Raw genomic sequence first — 20,862 nt, 5'->3', positions numbered from 1 at the left:
CTGTTACGAGGCGTTTGCTTTATTTGACTTCCAAGAGTTCCACTTCAAAAATAAGCAACGATCCAGGTTTTATTTTTCCAGCGGCCCTGTTGCCGTATGCCAGTTTAGATGGAATAAAAAATTTAAATTTATCACCAGCAACCATTAATTGAACGCCCTCTGTCCATCCTGCAATCACTCGATTTAAAGGAAAACTGATGGGCTCATTACGCTGTACAGAGCTATCAAATACTGTGCCGTCTAACAGTGTGCCGTGATAATGCACTTTCACTGTGGAGCTGGCTGTTGGATGCACTTGTCCTTCGCCCTTGTTTAATACTTGGTACTGCAAGCCTGAAGCTGTTTCAATTACATCTGTGTTTGTTTTATTTGATGCTAAAAAGGCGTTGCCAGCCTCGATGTTTTCCTGCGATAAGTTTTTAGCATTTGAGTTTTTAAAAAAGTAAAACGCTATGAATACAATGATCACAGCTAAAATAACGTATTTCATTGTTTACCCTATTGTTGAGATTTTTAACATTCTAGCAGCTGAGTTTTTTTGCGGTGAGAGTAAATGTGCTTTGTGTGTAGAAAGTGATAAAAAACAAAAGCAACCATTCAATGTAACGCTAGACGGCGCTCAAATTTATAGCGTTCATACTGGGGTTCGTCGTTATATAACCGGTGAGAAATCAATATGAATCCAATAGTCAGTAACATCTTCGAGCATATCCCAGGCGAAATACGCAATGAGTTGTTTGAAAATATTGTTAGCGCGGAGAATGTTCGAATCGAACGCATTATTTCTAAAGGGCATAGCACAGCCGAAACGGATTGGTATGACCAGGATGAGCACGAGTGGGTGATTGTCTTAAAAGGTGAGGCTGAAATCGAGTTTGAACACCAGGTCACTGTTCGTTTAGTGAGCGGTGATCACCTCAATATTCCTGCGCATACTCGGCATAGGGTGTCTTGGACAGACTGTGCTACAGAGACGTTATGGTTGGCGGTTTATTACAAGTGAGTGCTGGGCTTTACTTAAATTGATAGGCTGTTTTTTGTTCTAAGGATTTAGAAAGGCGTGGCGTTATATAACACTGGAAAACCACTATTGAATTTAATCAATACCGCCCCAGAGTTCTGAGGCGGTATTGGTAAAGCATAGGTTATTTGATATTCAGCTTGCGGCTGTTTTCCACTGCTTTGCGCTTAGGTAATTCTAAGAGCAGCAAGCCTTCTTCATACTGAGCTTGTGCATGCTCTAAGTCGATTTCGCTGGGCAACTCAAAGCGACGTGAGACACTACCGTAGTAGCGTTCACTACGCAGGTTGCGACTGCCTTCGCCAGAGCTGTCTTGCTGTTTGATTTCTGCTTTAATGGTAACAACAGCACCGTCAATATCCACGTGGATATCTTCTTTTTTGACGCCAGGTAATTCTGCTTGGACTTTGTAAGCTTCACCAATGTCCTGAACATCAAGCTTGATGCTTTGTGGCAGTGGGTCGCCATGGAGTGGTTGTACATAAAAGCCGTCTAAACTGCCCATCAACTCATCAAACAGTCGGCGGCGTGCAGGAAACATACTCATATTTACTCTCCTATTTGGGTTACTGTACTTATATATATAAGGTCAAAAAATATAAAATCAAGGGGCAGCATCGCTAAAAAAAGCGCTGAACACCGCCCTGAGTGCCTCGGCAACATTATTCAGTGCCTGCTAAAGAGAAATTTTATCAGCACCACCTTACATTTGAGTGTGTTTGCTTGTGCAGGCTAGGATGAGATTTGCTGCAAGAGCACTATAAAGTTGCTTAGCTAAAGCGGGGTACATAAAGTCATTGCAAGCCGCTAGCGCATGGTTGTAGATAAAGGCACAAATAAATGGGTATCAACGACAATAATAATAGCAATAACGCACAAAATGGATAGCAGCGTTACTTGTTCTAAGTGTTGTTCTTGCTGTTATGCGGAAAAAGCCATCCCTTATATCAATTCGTCATTATGTTATATATAATATTTTGCTATGTTTTTCATAATAAGGTCTTTAAATGTGAGGCTTTGTGATTAATCAATTAAATATAAAATTTCAACTTTCAATTTTGTCCGTCATCGGTGCCATAGCTGTGCTGGGTGTTTTGCCATTTGCTGCTATACGCTACCTGCAGGGCAGTACAGCAGTTGCGGCTGTGAATGTAGCTTTGGTGCTTGGCATAATATCCTTAGTGATTTATGCGCATCGTTCCAAAAAGCCTCGGGCTGCAAGTGCAATAATTGCAGTATTTATCAATGGCGGCGTAGTGGTTATGGCAGCCATGAATGGTGTAAATAGTTTTTTATGGGTTTATCCTGTTTTTGCAGCTACTTTTTTTCTAATAAGGCCTATTAAAGCCTTTTGCATTTGTATCATCGCTGGCGTTTCTCTGGTCGTTTTGACTGATATTTTGGATGTGATTTCTCTCGACTCCTATGTGATGACCAGCGTTGTCTTGTCGCTCAGCGCACTTTCTTATGCTCGCCACAATGAGAAGCAGCTGCGCTTGCTGGAAACTCTTAATACTATTGATCCACTGACTGGCGCGTTGAATCGCCGTGCCCTGACCTCGGATATGGAGGCAGCGCTATCCAACTCCGAACGTAATGGCACCGAGCAGCTGCTAGCTATCTTGGATATGGACCACTTTAAAGTGGTTAATGATAAGTACGGTCATGCTGCTGGCGATAAAGTATTGCAAGAGTTTGTTGCCATTATAAGGGCAAATATTCGTAAATATGATCGACTTTACCGCTACGGTGGTGAAGAGTTTGTGCTTTTAATTCCCAAGGTTAATCATCAGCAGCAGCGTATACTGATTGAAAACCTTAGGTCGTCTATTAAAGACAAACTTAAAGCACCAGGTGGAGAAGAGGTCACTGTGTCATTTGGTGTTGCGCCTTGGTTGCCAGGTTCAACGGTAGATGCTTGGCTTAATCGCGCTGACGAGGCGCTTTATCTTGCCAAGGCGAACGGCCGTGACCGTGTGGTATTCAGCAACGACTGACCTGTCTGGCAGCAAGCATTTGTCTTAATTGATTAAGGCCCGCAACTCTGACAGAAACAGATCACATTGCTGGTGAATCTGTGGCAGCATCATCAGTGCCGCCTCTGACTGCCCTTTGGCCCGCATGGCTATAGCACTTTGCCCTGTGCTGTGTAAGTCACGATGCAGGTTAACCATGTGGGAGAATTTTTCATGCAGGCCAAAGCGGCTATGTGCTTCATTGTCGATCCAAGAACCTACCTTGCACTTGTGGTGGTCAAGATTTGGCGTGTCATTGCTCTCGCCGCGCAGCCAGCGTTCTAACTCCATCACCCAATAGCGATGCTCAACCTCAGCGTACAGCAGTGGCAGGTTTTGAACCTCAACTGATTGCTGACCAATCCAAGACGGTGCTGCTTGCCAGCACTGAATCCAGTTGGGCAGCTCAGCAGCTGGCATAGGTCGGGCGATACCGTAACCTTGCGCTTGCTCGCAGCCTAGCCTCAACAGCAAGTTACCCTGCTCAATATTCTCAACGCCTTCGGCAATCACACGCATACCAAATGCATTGGCCATACCAATAACACCGGAGATAATTGATAAGTCATCGGCACTTTCCATCATTTCGCGCACAAAACTCTGGTCAATTTTTAGCACACTGGCAGGTAGGTGCTTAAGGTAGGCAAGGGATGAATAGCCAGTACCAAAATCATCGAGCGCGAAACTGACGCCCAGTTGTCGGGTGCGCTGCATAATTCCGGAAACGGCCTCAAGGTCACTCAGCATGCAGCTTTCCAGCACCTCAAGCTGCAATGCTGAGGGTGAAATATCAGGGTAGCACTGAAGATCTTCACCAAGTTTTTTAACAAAAGCGTGGTCAAACAGTTGCTGACTACTCAGGTTCACACTGACCTGAAGCGTTAATCCTTGCTGTTTCCATGCACGCATTTGCGCCAGCGCTGTTCGGATCACCCAATCACCCAGTTCGACTTCTAATGGATGGTTAAACAAAGCCGGTAAAAAATCCCCCGGTGGTACCAGCTCGCCGTTGCTTTTTTGCCAGCGCACCAGTGCTTCAGCACCAAAGACAACGCCGGTCTTCATGTACACTTGAGGCTGGTAATACAGTACAAACTCTCCGGCATGCAGCGCCTTACGGACTTGTTCTAAATAGTCTGTGCGTTCGCGGGCATCCTGTTCCGAGCCAATATCGTACTTTTGGAAGTGGCCTTTACCAAGTATTTTTGCCTGAAACAGCGCCTGCTGAGCTTGGCGTACAAGCTGCTCGGCAGCCACTCGCATTGGCTGTGGGTATCTTGTTACACCAATACTGGCGGTTAGCACGATATCGGTGCCATCTATTGATAGAGGTTGACTGGTGGCAGCCAGCAGCCGGTTAAGCTGTTGGAAATAGCAGTCGCTGGGCTGCAATCGAGTAAATAAGACAACAAACTCATCACCGCCAACGCGCGCGATGACAGCGCTGTTACCGAGCAAATGTTTTAAGCGTTGTGCTAACGCTTTGAGCAAAGCATCGCCTAGGGCTGGGCCGTGCTGGGCATTAACGTCACTGAAATTGTCTAGATCCAAAAGTGCCAGTGCAAGCTGGCAGTCGTGATGTTCGCAGTAATCCATTTCATCAGCTAGCGTGCTTTCAATTGATCTGCGGTTAGGCAAGCCCGTTAAAGAGTCTTCGAAAGCCAAGCGTTGCAGAGATTCTCGGTGCTGTACTTTTTCCGTCACATCCTGAATCGTACCTTCAGCGGTTGCTGGATGACCCTCTGACTTTGCATAAAATCGTCCTCGTACTTCCAAGTGCTTAATCTTTGCATCTTTAAGCAAAACCCTGTGCTCTAGCTGCAGTTCACTGAGAGTAGCTTTCGCATTTTTATAGGAAAGATGGACTGATGCACGGTCGTCTGGGTGGGTCAGTTCAAGATAAGACTCTACACTAGGAATAAAATGAGTCGGGTCGCACTCAAAAATACGGAACATTTCTTGCGACCATGTGGCCTCAGCGGACGCATAATCTATATGCCAGTGCCCTAGGTGGGCTTGCTGTTCCGCACGCTCCAGCTGGGTGATAGCCTGTGCACGTTTTTGATGCAGCTTGCGGTGTCCTAAAGCGATACCCAGTAAATCACTCATTAAGCTCATAAGCTCAATGACATCTTTTCCCCAATGCCGCTCTGCGTTAATGGCGTCATTACCGATAAAACCGACGAGCTCTTGGTTGATATATAGGGGGTATACACATATCGAGCGGATATTTCGTGAGGCTAGAACCTGATGCTCGTTTTGTGCCTCAGCAGGCAAATCGCTGATACGAGAGATAAGTATATAGCCGACTTCGCTAAGCTGTTCCCACCACCAAGACTGTCTGTCTGAGGTAATGCCCTGCAGGCTGCTAATTTCTGGCTCAATACCCGCAGCACACCACTCGTGGGTATTATCAATATAGTGGCCCTCGGCACTTAGTAAGAACACGTAGCTTCGATCAGCCTGGATATACTCGCCGCTGCGTTGCAGTGCGCGGTTGATAGCAGCATCAAAATCCTCTGCCGTTGAAGCCATAAAATCAGCTGCAAATTCACTAATGAGAGTACGGGTGTCACGCTCGCGCTGCAGTGTGAGTTCTGCAGTTTTGCGTTCTGTTACATCGGTTTGCGTACCAACCATGCGTTTTGGGCGACCACCAGAGTCGCGTTCAATTATTTTTCCCCGTGTTTGCACCCAGCGCTCGTTGCCGGCGCTATCGATAACACGGTGCTGGTGGATGAATACATCACTGTGTCCCGTCAAGTGATTAAGAAAGCTCTGGCGTAGATTTGGCCAATCATCGGGATGCACTGTGTAGCCGCTTTGTGAGAAGCGGTCTGCAGTTAATAACTGATCATTGTTTCTTGTGTCGGCGGAGGTGAAGCTCCAATCCCAAAGGTTATCACTGCTGGCGCCGAGCACTGCGCTCCACTGTTGTTCTTGCGCTAATAATGCTTGCTGTACCATTTCGCGAGAATGCGCTTCACGCTGCAAGGTCAGCGTGCGCGAAGCAAGCTTTTTGTACATGGATAGCACTCTTTGAATAAGTGCTGAAGTTTGCTCAGTCAGAATAGTGTGCGCATGCGCTTTGGCTGTATTCAGTGGCGTACCCTTACGGATTTGCAGCAGCACCAGTGAAAAATATTTGTCTTCGTACAGAATGTGGTGCACCAGCCAGCCTGTTAGGAAGGAGAGTAGATCATCGACAAGTACGCTGCTGTTGTCTGTTTTCAGCTTAGAGCGCATGGCTTGGATTTTGTTGGTAAACCCGTTATGCGTTATCGAGTGCTCAGCAAACCAGTCGTCGGTTTCTGGCACCTGAGCCCATAGCGCTTCTTCTGTTTCAAAGTGATAGCAGGCGTACTCAGCCAAGGCATCTAATATGCGCTCGACTTCACTCTGATTTACGTCGCAAACGTAGCCATAAGCAAGCTCATTGAGCAGTATGACGAGTTGACGATGCTGCTCGTCAATAATGGCTATACCTGTTTCGAAGCCTGAGTCCCATGGAATAATATCAAACTGGGCGCGCGTGGCTGCATCCAACATATATCTATCAACCTTAAATGCTCAACACCAGTAAGCACTGGCTGGTTTCGGTGCAATGCTTCGTCAAAACCAGCGCGCCTTTAAGAGGCTCACAGGTTGCACTGCTAAGGATACGTTTGACTCAAATAGTGCAAAACCGCTCAACATTCTACCAGCATATATGATGTTATAAACAGCCTTTTCGAAGCTTTATGTGGTGCAATTTCAGCGTAAAAAATGGCGCGCTTAAAATAGTGGCTCTTTGATAAATCGATGACTTGAAAATAAAGCATATATTTAACGAAAAGCATGGTTGGTTATATGTATATGCAGATTTATGGTTATACTATTTCGACAATTGTATTCGCGCCTTACGATTCCTAATCGTGGCGTGTAGAAAGGACTGCGTGCCGCCAAGTTGGCTTGTCAGTTGAATTAAAATTTATATGGCGCTCTGCTTTTGCGGAGATGCCACTTGAGTCAGCAGTGTTTCAAAGCAATTAAGCAGTGCTAGCTAGCCAAAGGAATAGGCTCATGATTCAGCATGTCACACATGTTTTTACTGATCTAGAAGCGTTGACGGTAGAAATTGGAACTGGCGCAGTTTCCCTTGCGGCAGAAAACTCACAGGCGCAGCTTGTGCAAATTTACTGTGCCGAAGCGAATAAAGAACATATCCGCGCGGTAATTGCGGTTATCGCCGCTAAATTTCCAGCTGCGGTTGTGGTGGGCGCCACGACGATTGGTGAAGTGGCCCATGGTCGCCTGGTAACCAATCAAACCGTTATTGGTTTCACCTTTTTTGAGTCATCCAAGGTTAACCTTATTGCCATGGCAAGCGAAGATGGTGATGAGCAGGCTATTGGTACCGAGGTAGGCCGGCGTGTTAATCAATCTTTTAGCGATGTTGCAGGCATTCTGTTACTGGCAACGACTATTAGCATTAATGCATCGCTGTTGCTTGAGGGTATCGAGTCGACTTTGCTTGACTGTCCCATTTTCGGTGGCGGTGCTGCAGATTATACTGCGACAAACACATCACTGGTTTTTTCAAAAACTGAGCAGTTTGATAAAGGGCTTGTAGCCGTTATTTTTAGCGGCACTGACCTGCATATTGAGTCCAGTTCTTATCTGGGGTGGCAGCCGTTAAGCCATTCTATGCGGGTCACTCAGGTCGATGGTTTGAATGTGCAGCAGGTTGATGAACAACCCGCTTTTGCCATTTATCAGCGTTACCTCAATCTCCCCAAGGGCGACGAGTTTTTGTTTAACGCGCTGGAGTTTCCGTTTCTATTGGAGCGTGACGGTAACTTATTGGCTCGGGTGCCTGTTGCGACAAACAGCGATGGTTCGCTGCAGTTTGTCTCGCAGATCAAGGAAGGAGAGACTTTTCGTATCGGCTATGGCGATATTGATTTAATCATTGAAAACTCGAAAAAGCAGCATGAAAAAATGGCTCAGTTTTGTCCCCAAGCCATCTTTCTTTACACCTGCAGTTGTCGACGTTTTTTGATGCAAGAAAGCGTGGAGTTGGAAACACTGCCATTCGAAGCTATCGCACCAACTTTCGGTTTTTATACCTTCGGTGAGTTTTTTGGCTCTTCGCGCTTGTCACTGATGAACGCAACTATGGTGGCAGTGGGGCTGCGAGAAGGGCCGCCACTAAAAAATCAAATGAGTGAAGGTTTTAGCCCTTTAGCTGAATCAGTAAACGCTACATTAGTAAAGCAAGATGATCCTCTGGCCAATCAACATGCTCGTGTTGTTGCTAGGCTGATGCGCTTCATCAAAGTGGTGTCGTCGGAACTTGAGGCCTCGATTCAGGGGGCAACACGATTGTCGATGACTGATCAGCTGACCCAGTTGGCAAACCGGTTGCAACTGGATCAGGTTTTAGACCAGCAAGTTAAACGAGCGGAGCGCTATGGCGCGTTATTTTCTATTATTTTGTTAGATATGGATTATTTTAAATACATCAATGACACCCATGGTCACTTAATGGGCGATAAAGTATTGGTGCAAGTAGCACAAACCATAGCGGAGAATACACGCGCCGCTGATATTGTTGGCCGCTGGGGCGGGGAAGAGTTTCTGATAATCGCACCCAACACTTCGACCAACAACGCAGCACTGCTCGCAGAAAAGTTGCGGTCTGCGCTAGAAAATATCGAACTTCCTTTTGCTGGGCGCATTACGGCAAGCTTTGGCGTGACAGGTTTTTTGCACGGTGATGACCCTGAAACCCTGATAGCACGTGCTGATATAGCGCTCTATGCAGCCAAAAATACCGGGCGGAATCAAGTTGTAATTGATCATGTTGCACAATAGGCAGCCAGCGCCATTGTGCTTGAAGTGACCGAAAGCTTATTGATGACGAATATTGCAGTCGCGCAAACTTGGGTTGAGAGTATACGTGCGCTAGGCGTGTGTATTTATCTAGATGATTTTGGTACAGGCTACTCTTCGCTTTCGTATCTAAAGCGCTTCCCGATGGATAAAGTAAAAATTGATAAGTCTTTTATTCGTGATCTTTACATTGATAAAAGTGATCGCGCCTTGGTCGAGGCTATCATAACCATGGCCAACAGCTTAGGGCTGAAGGTTGTAGCGGAAGGGGTAGAAGATGAGCAGCAACTTGCTATATTGCGTGAAATAGGTTGTGGCTTTGTGCAGGGTTATTACTTTTCCCGCCCCATAACAGCAGCAGAGTTTGGGCCATCGATGCTGCGTATTAATGCTGATCTTGCCAAAAGTATGAGCTTATGTGCTGATTCTTTACAGAAAACACGGGTTTGATGCTCTAGAGTGATAAACCCTAGCTGGCCTGCTAATCTCATGCCCTTACTTTCGACAGTCTGCTCTTTAAGGAGAGTGCCATTATGTATCCTGATTTCTTCGACAAAGCCCCCGTTATTCGTATACGTGATCCATTAGCACAGCTGCTCGGTAGCGCAACAGACGGCGTCATGGATTATCACTATGTGGATGCAGTACGCTTGGCTGGGCATTCTTGTCCAACTGTAGCGGGTGCTTTTTTAACGGCACGCGCGGCGCTAAAAGTACTGTATCCAGATACGCTGCCTGAACGGGGTGGTATCAGCGTGCACATGCCGTCACCTGAAACCGAAGGCACAACGGGCGTGGTCGCGCAGGTGATCACCCTAATTACCGGCGCCGCAACACAGGGTGGATTTAAAGGTATCGGTGGGCGTTTCGCTCGTAATGGGCTGCTTAGTTTCGCAGTGGACAGTGTTGAGTATGATGGTGCTGTACGTTTTGAGCGGCTTGATACTGGCGCTGCTGTTTTGGTTAATTTTGATGCGCATAAAACACCTGTCGATCCATCGCAGCGTGAGCGCATGCAGGCGGTCATCCAAAATCGCGAGACACCTGAACAGCAGGCGGAGTTTGCGCGCCTTTGGCAGGAACGTGTGCGCCGTATATTGCTGGAGCATGCTGATGATCCAGCACCGTTATCCATCATAGATTTGAGTTAATGCCACTAAGCAGAGCGGCTGTACATTGATGAAAACGGTTTGATGAAAACACCTTGCTGTTGCAGCCCTAATCTATAGGGCGCAGTACTGAGTAAAAAAGTCGTATGCATAACAAACTATTGCTGCAGGTTTCCTTGGCTCATCTAGTCAGTCATCTGCACATTATGACGATCCCAGCCTTATTACCGCTGCTACCGCTGTTTATGGATGTCAGTTTTATGCAGCTGGGGTTGGCCATTGGTGTGTTTAATGTGGTGACGGCTGTTGTCCAAGCACCGTTAGGCTTTATGGTGGACCGTGTAGGTGCGCAAAAAATGCTGATGTGTGCGCTAGCAGTGGGCTCGCTGAGTTTTGCTTTACTTGCACTTTGGCCGGTCTTTGCGATGCTGCTATTTGCGATGTTCATTGCTGGGCTGGCCAATGGTGTTTATCACCCGGCTGATTATGCGTTGCTGTTGCAGGGTGTGCAGGTGGACAAAATGGGCCGTGCATTTTCCATTCACACCTTTGCTGGTTTTCTCGGTGCTGCGCTGGCGCCACCGGTGTTATTGGGCCTGGCGCACGTGCTTGATATGCGCTGGGCATTTGCTGTCTCTAGTGGCGTGGGTGTCGCGGTGTTGTGCTTAATGCTGTTTAGCAGGGCATCAGTCCCTGCTGCAGCGGTCAGTGACAGTGCAGCGGCCAGCGATAAGCGTCCATTAAAAATGCCGGTGATGGCTTTAATGGGCTTTGTTGTCTTGTTTATGCTGTTAAGTCTGAGTACTGGCTCCATTGAGAAATTCTCGGTATCGGCCTTGGTTGAGGGTTTTGCAGTGCCGCTCTCAAGCGCAAACACAGGCCTAACTTTCTTCCTGTTTATGAGTGCTTTTGGTGTGTTAGCCGGTGGTTATTTAGCCGATCGCACCACGCGACATGGCTTTTTAGCGGCGGGTGCGTTTGCTTTAGCAGCATTGCTTGTTGTATTGATCATCACCGTTACCTTGCCAGCTGTACTACTTGTAGCTGTTATGGCAGTGGTGGGTTTCCTTACCGGTGTCGTTGCGCCATCGCGCGATATGCTGGTGCGTGCTGCTTCACCGAAAGGCGCAGAAGGGCGCACCTTTGGTATTGTTTCCACCGGTTTTAATATTGGCGGCGTGCTTGGGCCGATATTTCTTGGCTACCTGCTGGATCAACACCTCGCCAAGGGCGTGTTGTGGGCCACTGTGGTGTTTATGCTGCTGACGACAATTGTAGTGCTGCTGCAAGAGTTTAAAGCCAAACTGGCGCGCACTGGTTAAGCTCAGCGTTAGTCAATAAAGCGAGAAGCACGTAATGATTAACAAAGTCGTGGGCTTAATCTGTTGCTCTGCGACTGACTGTTCTGTCTGTGTGCTTGGGCTGATTCTGTTTGCTATGGCATTCAGCTGATTTGATTATAGGCGTTAGAGCCTAAGCTTCGTATTCTCGAACGTTTTAAGTTAAGTTGGGTTGAGTTGATGTCTCGCCTTGGTGCATAACCTGCAATTAATGCACTGCAATGGTGCACTTTTGTGCTGTATCAAGGTGTTTTGCCCTGTAAATCCAGTGTTTTTCTTATGGCATGCAATTTGCTAAATCCTCTTTAGTGCAGCACTGAGCTGAGATTATTACTTTGACTTAAGAGGAGTCATTCACATGCCGACTAAGACCCAGTCGCTTATTCGTGAGCACCAAGCCCCATGGGTGGATCTGCGCTTTACCGATACCCTAGGTAAAGAGCACCACATTACGTTTCCGTCTGAAACATTGGATGAAGAAGCCTTTGAAGAAGGCAAAATGTTTGATGGTTCATCCATTCATGGCTGGAAAGGCATTGAAGCCTCGGATATGACCCTGTTGCCTGATGATTCAACTGCGGTTCTCGACCCTTTTGCTGCAGAGCCAACCATTATCGTGCGTTGCGATGTGGCCGAGCCGAGCACCTTGCTGCGCTATGATCGCGACCCGCGCTCGATTGCCCATCGTGCAGAGAACTATCTTAAGTCCACCGGCATTGCCGACACCGCGTACTTTGGCCCAGAGCCTGAATTTTTTGTGTTTGATGCTGTGACTTGGGAAGAGTCGATGAATAAAGTGGGCTTTGAAATCCACTCAAATGAAGGTGCATGGGCCAGCAAAACATTAGCTGAAGGTAAAAATACAGGCCATCGTCCACGGGTTAAAGGCGGCTATTTCCCCGTGCCGCCAGTGGATGCCCTTGTAGGTGTGCGGGCGGCCATGTGCAACGCGATGAAAGCGATGGGTTTAGAGATTGAAGTGCATCACCATGAGGTGGCCACCGCTGGGCAATGTGAAATTGGTGTGCCGTTTAATACCCTAGTAAAAAAAGCCGATGAAGTGCAGCTGTTAAAGTATTGCGTGCACAATGTTGCGCATGCCGCGGGTAAAACCGCAACCTTTATGCCTAAGCCATTGGTCGGCGATAACGGCTCAGGTATGCATGTGCATCAGTCGTTATCGAAAAATGGTAAAAACTTATTTGCTGGCGATGGTTATGCCGGTTTGTCTGCCATGGCGCTGCATTATATCGGTGGGATTATTAAGCATGCGCATGCGCTGAATGCCATCACCAACCCGGGTACCAACTCTTACAAACGTCTTGTACCAGGCTTTGAGGCGCCAGTGATGTTGGCGTACTCTGCGCGCAACCGTTCGGCGTCTATTCGCATACCTTGGGTGAAAAGCCCTAAGGGCAAGCGCATTGAGTGCCGTTTTCCGGATGCAACGGCTAATCCTTATTTAGCATTTTCCGCCTTGTTGATGGCTGGCTTGGATGGCATCAAGAATAAAATTGATCCAGGCGATGCGATGGATAAAAACCTGTACAACTTGCCGGCTGAAGAAGCTAAAGATATTCCGCAAGTCGCGTACAGCTTGGATCAAGCCTTGCAGGCTTTGTGGGCGGACAGACACTTTTTATTGGAGGGCGGTGTGTTTTCTGAAGACATGCTCAGTGCCTACATTGACTGCAAAATGGAGGAGGTCACGCGCCTGCGTCAATCGGTGCATCCGGCTGAATTTGATATGTACTACAGCCTGTAAACAGCTTGTAAACACCTATGCCCCTTTTTGGGGCATACTTATTTTTATAGAAACCACTGATCAGTTATTCAACGATGAACGCATCGACTCTAAGCACTGCCATGCTGGAACAGCTCTCAACAGCGGTATTACTGCTGGATGAGCAATTGTGTGTGCTCTACGCCAATCCGGCGGCGGAACAGTTGTTTGCCACCAGTCATGCGCATTTGCTTGAGCGCTCGGTTGCCCAGTTTTTTTGGGAAGATGATGACTGTTTGGATGCCGTGCGCAATGCCTTGTTCGACCAGCGCCCCTATACGCGTCGTGAAGCGCGTTTGCATGTGCCGAGTACTGCTCAGGTGATCACCATGGATTACACGGTCACGCCGTTCAGTGCGCCTGAGTCTCAAGATAAACAGCTGCTTGTGGAATTGTTGCCACAAGATCGCGTGTTGCGTCTGAGCCGTGAAGACAGTTTATTTACTGCCCATCAAGTCACCCGTGCGTTAGTGCGCGGGTGGCGCATGAGGTTAAAAACCCACTAGGCGGTATTCGTGGCGCCGCGCAGCTACTGGCGCGTGAACTGCCGGCACCCGAGTTAAAAGAATACACCGATGTCATCATCAGTGAGACCGATCGCTTAAGTCATGTTGTCGACCGAATGTTGGGGCCGCGGCAACGTTTGGATTTTGCCCGCATCAATATTCATCAAGTGTTAGAGCGGGTGCGCCTGATCTTGCAAGCGGAAGTGGGCGAGGCGATCACGCTGGTCTGTGATTACGATCCCAGCTTGCCAGAGCTGCATGCCGATTTAGATCGCTTGATTCAAGTCGTGCTCAATATTGTGCGTAATGCTGCGCAAGCCTTGCTGGAAAACCCCAGCCAACGTCCTGCTGAAATCATCTTGCGCTCGCGTGCGCTGCGCCAGTTTACGATTGGCAACCAGTGCCATCGCTTGGTGTGCTTAGTGGAGGTTGAGGACAACGGTCCCGGGATTGATAGTCAACTATTGGAAACGCTGTTTTACCCGATGGTGACGGGGCGTGCGCAAGGCACTGGACTGGGGCTGCCGATTGCTCAAGCCATCATGCAAGAACACGACGGCCTGATTGAGTGTGATAGCAGGCCTGGACGTACAGTTTTTCGTGTTTTAATTCCCTTTGAGCCTCATTTTGAGGGCTAACAATGTTTAGGGTCCCCCGTTTTAATGTCCAATCATTTTGAGAGCTAACTATTTTAAGGTCTAACACGGAGTGTCGAGCATGACTGAGCAGGTATGGGTTGTTGATGACGATAAATCGATGCGCTGGGTATTGGAAAAAGCCTTAAACCAAGCGGGATTCAGCACCAGCACCTTTGCCAGTGGCGAGGAAGTACTGACACAGCTGGCTGATACCCAGCCCAGTGTCATCATCACCGATATGCGCATGCAAGGCATGGATGGTTTGGCGTTATTAGCCAAGGTACATAAGCGTTATGCTCATCTGCCGGTGATCGTGATGACGGCGCATTCTGATTTAGACAGTGCGGTGCAATCCTATCAAAGCGGTGCCTTTGAATACCTACCTAAGCCTTTTGATCTCGATGATGCTGTTGCCTTAGTGCAACGTGCTTTAGCGCACTCTCAGCAAGCAGCGGCCAGCACAGATGATTCCGCTTCGGGCAGCGCCATTATTGGTGAAGCGCCGGCGATGCAAGAGGTGTTTCGCATTATTGGGCGTTTGTCTCACTCGCATATGACCGTGCTGATTCATGGTGAATCAGGCACAGGTAAAGAGTTGGTGGCCAATGCCTTGCACCGTCACAGCCCGCGCGCGCAACAGCCTTTTATCGCGTTGAACATGGCCGCCATACCCAAAGATTTAATCGAATCTGAGCTATTTGGCCATGAGAAAGGCGCGTTTACCGGTGCTGCCAGTGCCCGGCATGGGCGTTTTGAGCAAGCGCATCAGGGTACGCTGTTTCTTGATGAAATTGGTGACATGCCGCTGGATACGCAAACTCGGCTGTTACGTGTGTTGGCCGACGGCACCTTTTACCGTGTTGGCGGCCATACGCCTATTCGGGTTGATGTGCGCATTATCGCTGCTACCCACCGTGATCTTGAGGGTTTGGTTGCTAAGGGGCTGTTTCGTGAGGACTTGTATCATCGCTTGAATGTGATTCGCCTACATCTTCCTAGGCTCAGCGAGCGGCGCGAAGATATCCCTGCATTAGCTGCGCACTTTCTAAAAAAAGCAGCAGAGGAATTAGCCACTGAGCGCCGCGTTTTACTGCCTGAAACACAAGCGTATCTGAGTCAACAAGACTGGCCGGGGAATGTGCGTCAGCTGGAAAACACCTGCCGCTGGTTAACGGTGATGGCCTCCAGCCGAGAAGTGATGGTCAGCGATCTTCCTTTTGAGCTGTTACAGAGCAAGGCGACAACGGCTGCGGCGCAGGATTGGAGCGTAGCCTTACGCGGCTGGGCTGAGGATGCACTGCAACAGGGCAGTAGCGGCTTACTTGAGCGTGCGCTGCCAATGTTTGAGCGCGTGATGATCGAAGCGGCGTTAGCGCAGGCGGGTGGACGGCGGCGCGATGCGGCGCAGCTATTAGGCTGGGGGCGCAACACCCTGACGCGCAAAATCAAAGAATTGAATATGGATAGCCCAAGCGCGGATGACGCGAGCGAAGACTAATACTTTTGTGCATATAGCGTTGGCTGCTGCTAACGCTCCAAGTCGCAGCTGCTGCACTTGCGCTCCATCCTGTCTATTACGCCTATAGTGCGTGCGGATTTAGCTGGCGCAATCGATCTAGATTCAACGCGTGGCCCATAACGCCCTTGGTGCACGGTTTTAGCACACGCCTGCACAGTTTTGGTGCAAAAACACCGCTGCAAAGCCTTTAAAGACCACGAAAAGCCCCTGTAAAGCGCATTCTTGCGTGTTTCTACAGGTTGGCTTGATCCTTGCAAAATAAAAATCAATTGAAGCAGTTCACGTGCTTCACAGCCATTTATTTTTATTTAGGTAAGGAGTGCATCTATGACTCAAACGACTTTTGGCGATCAGGTTGCAGATAGTGTGCAGGGTGCTAGCGCACAAGAAATTCAAACTGCGGTGGACACTGGCCTCTATGCCAATGCCGAGCATGATGCCTGCGGAGTTGGCTTCGTTGCGCATATTAAGGGGGTGAAATCCCATGCGATTGTCCAGCAGGGCCTACAGATCCTGGAAAATATTGATCACCGTGGTGCGGTTGGTGCTGATCCTTTAATGGGTGATGGTGCGGGCTTGCTGATTCAAATCCCAGATGACTTCTACCGCGCTGAAATGGCCAAACAAGGTGTTGAGCTACCACCGGCTGGCGACTACGGGGTAGGGATGATTTTTTTACCCAAAGAAGCTGCGTCACGCCAAGCCTGTGAGCGGGAATTAGAGCGCGCCATCATTGCAGAAAAACAGGTGCTATTGGGCTGGCGTGATGTCCCGGTCAATCATGAGCTGCTGATGTCCGCTGATGTGCGCGCCAGTGAGCCGGTGATTCGTCAAGTCTTTATTGGCCGTGGCGCGGATATTCTGGTGTCAGACGCGTTGGAACGTAAGCTGTATCTGATTCGCAAAATCGCCTCCGCCAAGATTACTCAGCTAGGCCTTACCCATAGCTTTGAATACTATGTGCCAAGCATGTCCTGTCGTACCGTGATTTATAAAGGTTTATTACTGGCTGATCAGGTGGGGCAATACTATCTGGATTTGCAAAACCCACAGTTGGTGTCCGCTTTAGCTTTAGTGCATCAACGCTTTTCCACCAATACTTTTCCGTCTTGGCCATTGGCGCACCCCTATCGCATGGTGGCGCACAACGGTGAAATCAACACGGTTAAAGGTAACTTTAACTGGATGCGCGCGCGCGAAGGGGTGATGTCGTCACCGATTTTAGGTGATGATTTACCAAAGCTCTATCCGATCAGCATGGACGGTCAGTCTGATACCGCCACCTTTGATAACGCCCTAGAACTGCTGGTGATGGCAGGTTATCCGCTGGCGCAAGCGGCGATGATGATGATTCCTGAGGCCTGGGAGCAAAACAGCCTGATGGATGAGCAGCGTCGTGCCTTTTACGAATACCACGGCGCGATGCTGGAACCTTGGGATGGCCCAGCAGCGATGATCTTTACCGACGGTCGCCAAGTGGGCGCAACACTGGATCGCAACGGTCTACGTCCAGCGCGTTTTGTGGTGACCGATGATGATTTAGTGGTACTCGCCTCGGAAACCGGCGTGTTGCCCATTCCCGAGCAGAAAATTGTACGCAAGTGGCGTTTACAGCCCGGCAAAATGTTTATGATCGACCTAGAGCAGGGCCGTATCATTGAAGATGAAGAGCTTAAACAGCGCCATGCGTCGGCTAAACCGTACCGGCAGTGGATCGATAATGTGCGCCTGTGTTTAGACCAGTTAAACACGGACGCACAGCCTTTATCCTTCGCCGAGCCGTTGCTGCTACGTCAGCAAGCCTTTGGTTACAGCCAGGAAGATATTAAGTACCAGCTGGCACCGATGGCCAGCCAAGGTGAGGAGGGCGTAGGCTCAATGGGCAATGACGCCCCTCTTGCTGTGCTGTCAGCGCGGAATAAGCCTTTGTATCACTATTTCCGTCAGCTTTTTGCGCAAGTTACTAATCCACCCATCGACTCCATTCGTGAAGCAGTGGTGATGTCGCTGGTGTCCTTTATCGGTCCGCGTCCGAACTTGCTGGACATTAACGCGAGTAACCCACCGCTGCGTTTAGAAATCGCGCAGCCCATTTTAGATGTGGCCAATATGGCGCGTCTAAGACATATCGAACAGAGCACCGGTGGGAAATTTCGCACCAGTGAAATTGATATCACTTACCCCTGTGCTTGGGGTAAGAGCGGTATCGAAGCGCGTATCGCCTATCTGTGCTCAGAGGCTGAAGAGGCCATTCATGCCGGTAGCAATATTCTGATTATTACTGATCGGCACATGAGTCGTGAGCAGGTGGCAATTCCGGTGCTGTTGGCGTTATCGGCAATTCATCAGCATCTGGTGCGCGCAGGCTTGCGTACTTCTGTGGGCTTGGTGGTGGAAACCGGCAGTGCCCGTGAAGTGCATCACTTTGCGGTGTTGGCCGGCTACGGTGCCGAAGCTATTCACCCGTATTTAGCTTTAGAGACCTTAGCGGATATTGCCCCAGAATTAGGCGTCACAGCAGAGCAGGCGAGCGATCACTTTATTAAAGCCATCGGTAAGGGCTTAACTAAAATCATGTCGAAGATGGGTATTAGCACCTATATGTCGTACTGCGGTGCGCAGATTTTTGAAGTGATTGGTTTAAGTGAAGAACTGGTAGGAAAGTACTTTACTGGCACCTCATCAAAAATTGCTGGACTGGATATCTTTGATATTGCTGAAGAGGCAATTGGTAATCATCAGCAGGCGTTTAACCCTGCAGCATTAGCCAATCAGCAACTGGATGTGGGTGGTGAGTTTGCTTGGCGTTCCGGCGGCGAAGAGCATGCATGGACGCCAGATGCCATTGCCAAGTTGCAGCACAGCACGCGCAGCAACCGCTACGAAACCTTTGCCGAATACTCAACCATCATCAATGAGCAGTCCAGGCGTCACACCACGCTGCGCGGTTTGTTTGAGTTTCGTATTGATCCTGCGCGCAGCATCGCGATTGAGGAGGTTGAGCCGGCCAGAGAAATCGTTAAGCGCTTTGCCACCGGTGCCATGTCCTTGGGTTCGATCTCCACTGAAGCGCATATGAATCTGGCGATTGCCATGAACCGTCTGGGCGGTAAAAGTAATACCGGTGAAGGCGGCGAAGATCACGCGCGTTATCGTCAGGAGCTGCAAGGCCAAAGCATTGCCGAGGGTACACGGCTGACTGACATCATGGGTCAAGACACAGTTGAGGTGGATTATATTTTGCGTGAGGGTGACAGCCTGCGCTCAAAAATCAAGCAAGTGGCATCCGGCCGTTTTGGCGTCACCACAGAGTACCTGGCGTCGGCGGATCAAATCCAAATTAAAATGGCACAAGGTGCTAAGCCCGGTGAGGGCGGACAGTTGCCGGGCAGCAAGGTCACCCACTACATTGGCAAGCTGCGCCATTCGGTGCCGGGTGTGGGCTTAATCTCGCCACCACCGCACCATGATATCTACTCGATCGAAGATTTAGCCCAGCTGATCCATGACTTGAAAAATGTAAATTCAAGCGCGGATATTTCCGTAAAGCTGGTGTCTGAAGTGGGCGTCGGCACTGTTGCCGCTGGTGTGGCCAAAGCTAAAGCGGATCACATTGTGATTGCTGGGCACGATGGCGGTACCGGTGCGGCGTCTTGGACCTCAATTAAGCATGCCGGTACGCCGTGGGAATTGGGGCTGGCAGAAACTCAGCAAACCTTGGTGCTTAACCGTTTGCGTGGCCGCGTGCGCATCCAAGCCGACGGGCAGATGAAAACTGGGCGAGATGTGATCATTGGTGCTTTGCTGGGAGCTGATGAATTCGGTTTTGCCACCGCGCCCTTGGTTGCCACGGGCTGCATTATGATGCGCAAGTGCCATCTCAATACCTGTCCTGTCGGGATTGCTACGCAAGATCCAGAGCTGCGTAAGAAGTTTACCGGCAAGCCTGAGGATGTGGTGAATTTCTTCTTCTTTATTGCCGAAGAAGTACGGCAGATTATGGCGCAGCTCGGTGTGCGTCACTTTGATGAGCTGATTGGTCGCGCTGATCTGCTGGATATGCGCAAAGGTGTTGAACATTGGAAAGCCAAGGGGCTCGACTTTAGCCGCGTCTTAGCTTTAGCCACGGCACCGGCAGAGGTTGCGCGCTTACACAACAGCCAACAAGAACACGGCCTAGAGCACGCGCTGGATCAGGTGTTAATTAGCCAAGCCTCTGCTGCCTTAACTCAAGGCACGCCTGTGCGCATTGAAACTGAGGTGAGAAACACCAACCGCACAGTTGGCGCGATGCTGTCGGGTGCATTGATCAAACGTCAGCCAGAGGGTTTGCCTGATGACAGTATCTATGTGGCCTGCAGCGGCACTGGCGGTCAAAGTTTCGCCGCGTTTCTGGCCAAGGGCATCACCTTTGATTTGCTGGGTGAAGCCAATGACTACACGGGTAAAGGCTTGTCGGGCGGGCGCTTAATTGTACGTCCAAGCCACGACTTTAAAGGCGCAGCCACTGACAACATCATCATCGGTAATACCGTGCTGTATGGCGCAACCTCTGGCAGTGCATTCTTCAGTGGTGTGGCCGGCGAGCGCTTTGCTGTGCGTCTATCAGGTGCCAGCGCGGTGGTCGAAGGCGTGGGTGATCACGGCTGCGAATACATGACCGGCGGCACTGTCGTGGTGCTGGGTAAAACCGGACGCAACTTTGCTGCGGGCATGTCAGGCGGTGTGGCCTATGTCTACGACGAAGATGGTCAATTTGCTCAGCGTTGTAATACCGCACAAGTGGCTTTAGAGCCTGTGCTCTGCGCATCGCTACAAGTGGCTGAAGGCATTGCATTACATGCAGATATGGCTGATGAAAAGCTGCTGAAGGCTTTATTGCAAGAGCACGTGCAGTTGACAGGTTCGCAGCGCGCGCAAGCATTACTGGCGGATTGGGTTAACGCGAAAATGCGCTTTATTAAAGTCTTCCCGCATGAGTATCGCCACGCCCTTGAACAGCTCAGTCCAGCCACGCCGGCTGCTGCTCCAGCTATCGCCCAAGCCCTTTAAGAGGA

Annotated in this window: 12 protein-coding genes and 1 pseudogene; 10 read left to right on the top strand and 3 right to left on the bottom strand. The window is 49.4% G+C overall.

The window, feature by feature from the left end; all coding sequences use genetic code 11:
* Positions 1-19: 19 nt before the first annotated feature.
* Positions 20-490, bottom strand: coding sequence for an FKBP-type peptidyl-prolyl cis-trans isomerase (locus tag FXF61_RS06865; RefSeq protein WP_151184572.1), 471 nt, complete (start codon positions 488-490; stop codon positions 20-22).
* A gap of 186 nt (positions 491-676) precedes the next feature.
* Between FXF61_RS06865 and FXF61_RS06860 the strand changes: the two genes are divergently transcribed.
* Positions 677-1,003, top strand: a complete 327-nt coding sequence (locus FXF61_RS06860) for a cupin domain-containing protein (RefSeq protein WP_151184571.1) — start codon at positions 677-679, stop codon at positions 1,001-1,003.
* 142 nt (positions 1,004-1,145) lie between these two features.
* On the opposite strand, the gene FXF61_RS06855 is transcribed toward FXF61_RS06860, so the two are convergent.
* Entirely contained in the window at positions 1,146-1,568 is a 423-nt protein-coding gene (locus FXF61_RS06855) for an Hsp20/alpha crystallin family protein (RefSeq protein ID WP_151184570.1), read from the bottom strand.
* 841 nt (positions 1,569-2,409) lie between these two features.
* Between FXF61_RS06855 and FXF61_RS14965 the strand changes: the two genes are divergently transcribed.
* The gene (locus FXF61_RS14965; RefSeq protein ID WP_218571845.1) at positions 2,410-3,018 is read left to right on the top strand and encodes a GGDEF domain-containing protein; all 609 of its coding nucleotides are present in this window, start codon (positions 2,410-2,412) and stop codon (positions 3,016-3,018) included.
* Positions 3,019-3,042: 24 nt separating this feature from the next.
* Here the strand turns inward: FXF61_RS14965 and FXF61_RS06845 are convergent, their stop codons facing one another.
* Positions 3,043-6,585: a bacteriohemerythrin gene (locus FXF61_RS06845; protein ID WP_151184568.1), complete on the bottom strand. Its 3,543-nt coding sequence runs from the start codon at positions 6,583-6,585 to the stop codon at positions 3,043-3,045.
* A gap of 513 nt (positions 6,586-7,098) precedes the next feature.
* On the opposite strand from FXF61_RS06845, the gene FXF61_RS06840 reads away from it, so the two are divergent.
* The 8 genes and pseudogenes from FXF61_RS06840 (at position 7,099) to FXF61_RS06805 (ending at position 20,857) form a co-directional block, all read left to right on the top strand.
* Entirely contained in the window at positions 7,099-8,892 is a 1,794-nt protein-coding gene (locus FXF61_RS06840; protein ID WP_151184567.1) for a diguanylate cyclase, read from the top strand.
* 15 nt (positions 8,893-8,907) lie between these two features.
* Positions 8,908-9,360, top strand: a complete 453-nt coding sequence (locus tag FXF61_RS06835; RefSeq protein WP_256663522.1) for an EAL domain-containing protein — start codon at positions 8,908-8,910, stop codon at positions 9,358-9,360.
* An 83-nt stretch (positions 9,361-9,443) separates the two neighbouring features.
* Positions 9,444-10,061 (top strand): hypothetical protein, encoded by a 618-nt coding sequence (locus tag FXF61_RS06830; protein WP_218571844.1) that lies wholly within the window; start codon positions 9,444-9,446, stop codon positions 10,059-10,061.
* Positions 10,062-10,165: 104 nt separating this feature from the next.
* On the top strand, positions 10,166-11,341 hold the full coding sequence (locus tag FXF61_RS06825; protein ID WP_151184564.1) for an MFS transporter: 1,176 nt from the start codon (positions 10,166-10,168) through the stop codon (positions 11,339-11,341).
* Positions 11,342-11,717: 376 nt separating this feature from the next.
* A complete protein-coding gene (glnA, locus tag FXF61_RS06820; protein ID WP_151184563.1) occupies positions 11,718-13,124 on the top strand; it encodes a type I glutamate--ammonia ligase in 1,407 nt (468 codons plus the stop codon).
* 74 nt (positions 13,125-13,198) lie between these two features.
* Positions 13,199-14,286 (top strand): annotated as a pseudogene (glnL, locus tag FXF61_RS06815) (nitrogen regulation protein NR(II)).
* Between the two features lie 79 nt (positions 14,287-14,365).
* Positions 14,366-15,784, top strand: a complete 1,419-nt coding sequence (gene ntrC / locus FXF61_RS06810) for a nitrogen regulation protein NR(I) (RefSeq protein WP_151184562.1) — start codon at positions 14,366-14,368, stop codon at positions 15,782-15,784.
* 348 nt (positions 15,785-16,132) lie between these two features.
* Positions 16,133-20,857, top strand: coding sequence for a glutamate synthase-related protein (locus FXF61_RS06805; protein ID WP_151184561.1), 4,725 nt, complete (start codon positions 16,133-16,135; stop codon positions 20,855-20,857).
* Positions 20,858-20,862 lie beyond the last annotated feature (5 nt).

It is taken from the genome of Pseudomonas sp. C27(2019), assembly GCF_008807395.1.
Taxonomy (GTDB): Bacteria; Pseudomonadota; Gammaproteobacteria; order Pseudomonadales; family Pseudomonadaceae; genus Denitrificimonas.
This window is presented reverse-complemented; position numbering and strand designations above follow the sequence as displayed.

Coding starts and splice junctions, on each gene's coding strand:
- FXF61_RS06865 (WP_151184572.1), bottom strand. CDS start 490: ATGAAATACGTTATTTTAGCTGTGATCATTGTATTCATAGCGTTTTAC.
- FXF61_RS06840 (WP_151184567.1), top strand. CDS start 7,099: ATGATTCAGCATGTCACACATGTTTTTACTGATCTAGAAGCGTTGACG.
- FXF61_RS06825 (WP_151184564.1), top strand. CDS start 10,166: ATGCATAACAAACTATTGCTGCAGGTTTCCTTGGCTCATCTAGTCAGT.
- glnA (WP_151184563.1), top strand. CDS start 11,718: ATGCCGACTAAGACCCAGTCGCTTATTCGTGAGCACCAAGCCCCATGG.
- FXF61_RS06805 (WP_151184561.1), top strand. CDS start 16,133: ATGACTCAAACGACTTTTGGCGATCAGGTTGCAGATAGTGTGCAGGGT.
- FXF61_RS06845 (WP_151184568.1), bottom strand. CDS start 6,585: ATGTTGGATGCAGCCACGCGCGCCCAGTTTGATATTATTCCATGGGAC.
- ntrC (WP_151184562.1), top strand. CDS start 14,366: ATGACTGAGCAGGTATGGGTTGTTGATGACGATAAATCGATGCGCTGG.
- FXF61_RS06830 (WP_218571844.1), top strand. CDS start 9,444: ATGTATCCTGATTTCTTCGACAAAGCCCCCGTTATTCGTATACGTGAT.
- FXF61_RS06860 (WP_151184571.1), top strand. CDS start 677: ATGAATCCAATAGTCAGTAACATCTTCGAGCATATCCCAGGCGAAATA.
- FXF61_RS06855 (WP_151184570.1), bottom strand. CDS start 1,568: ATGAGTATGTTTCCTGCACGCCGCCGACTGTTTGATGAGTTGATGGGC.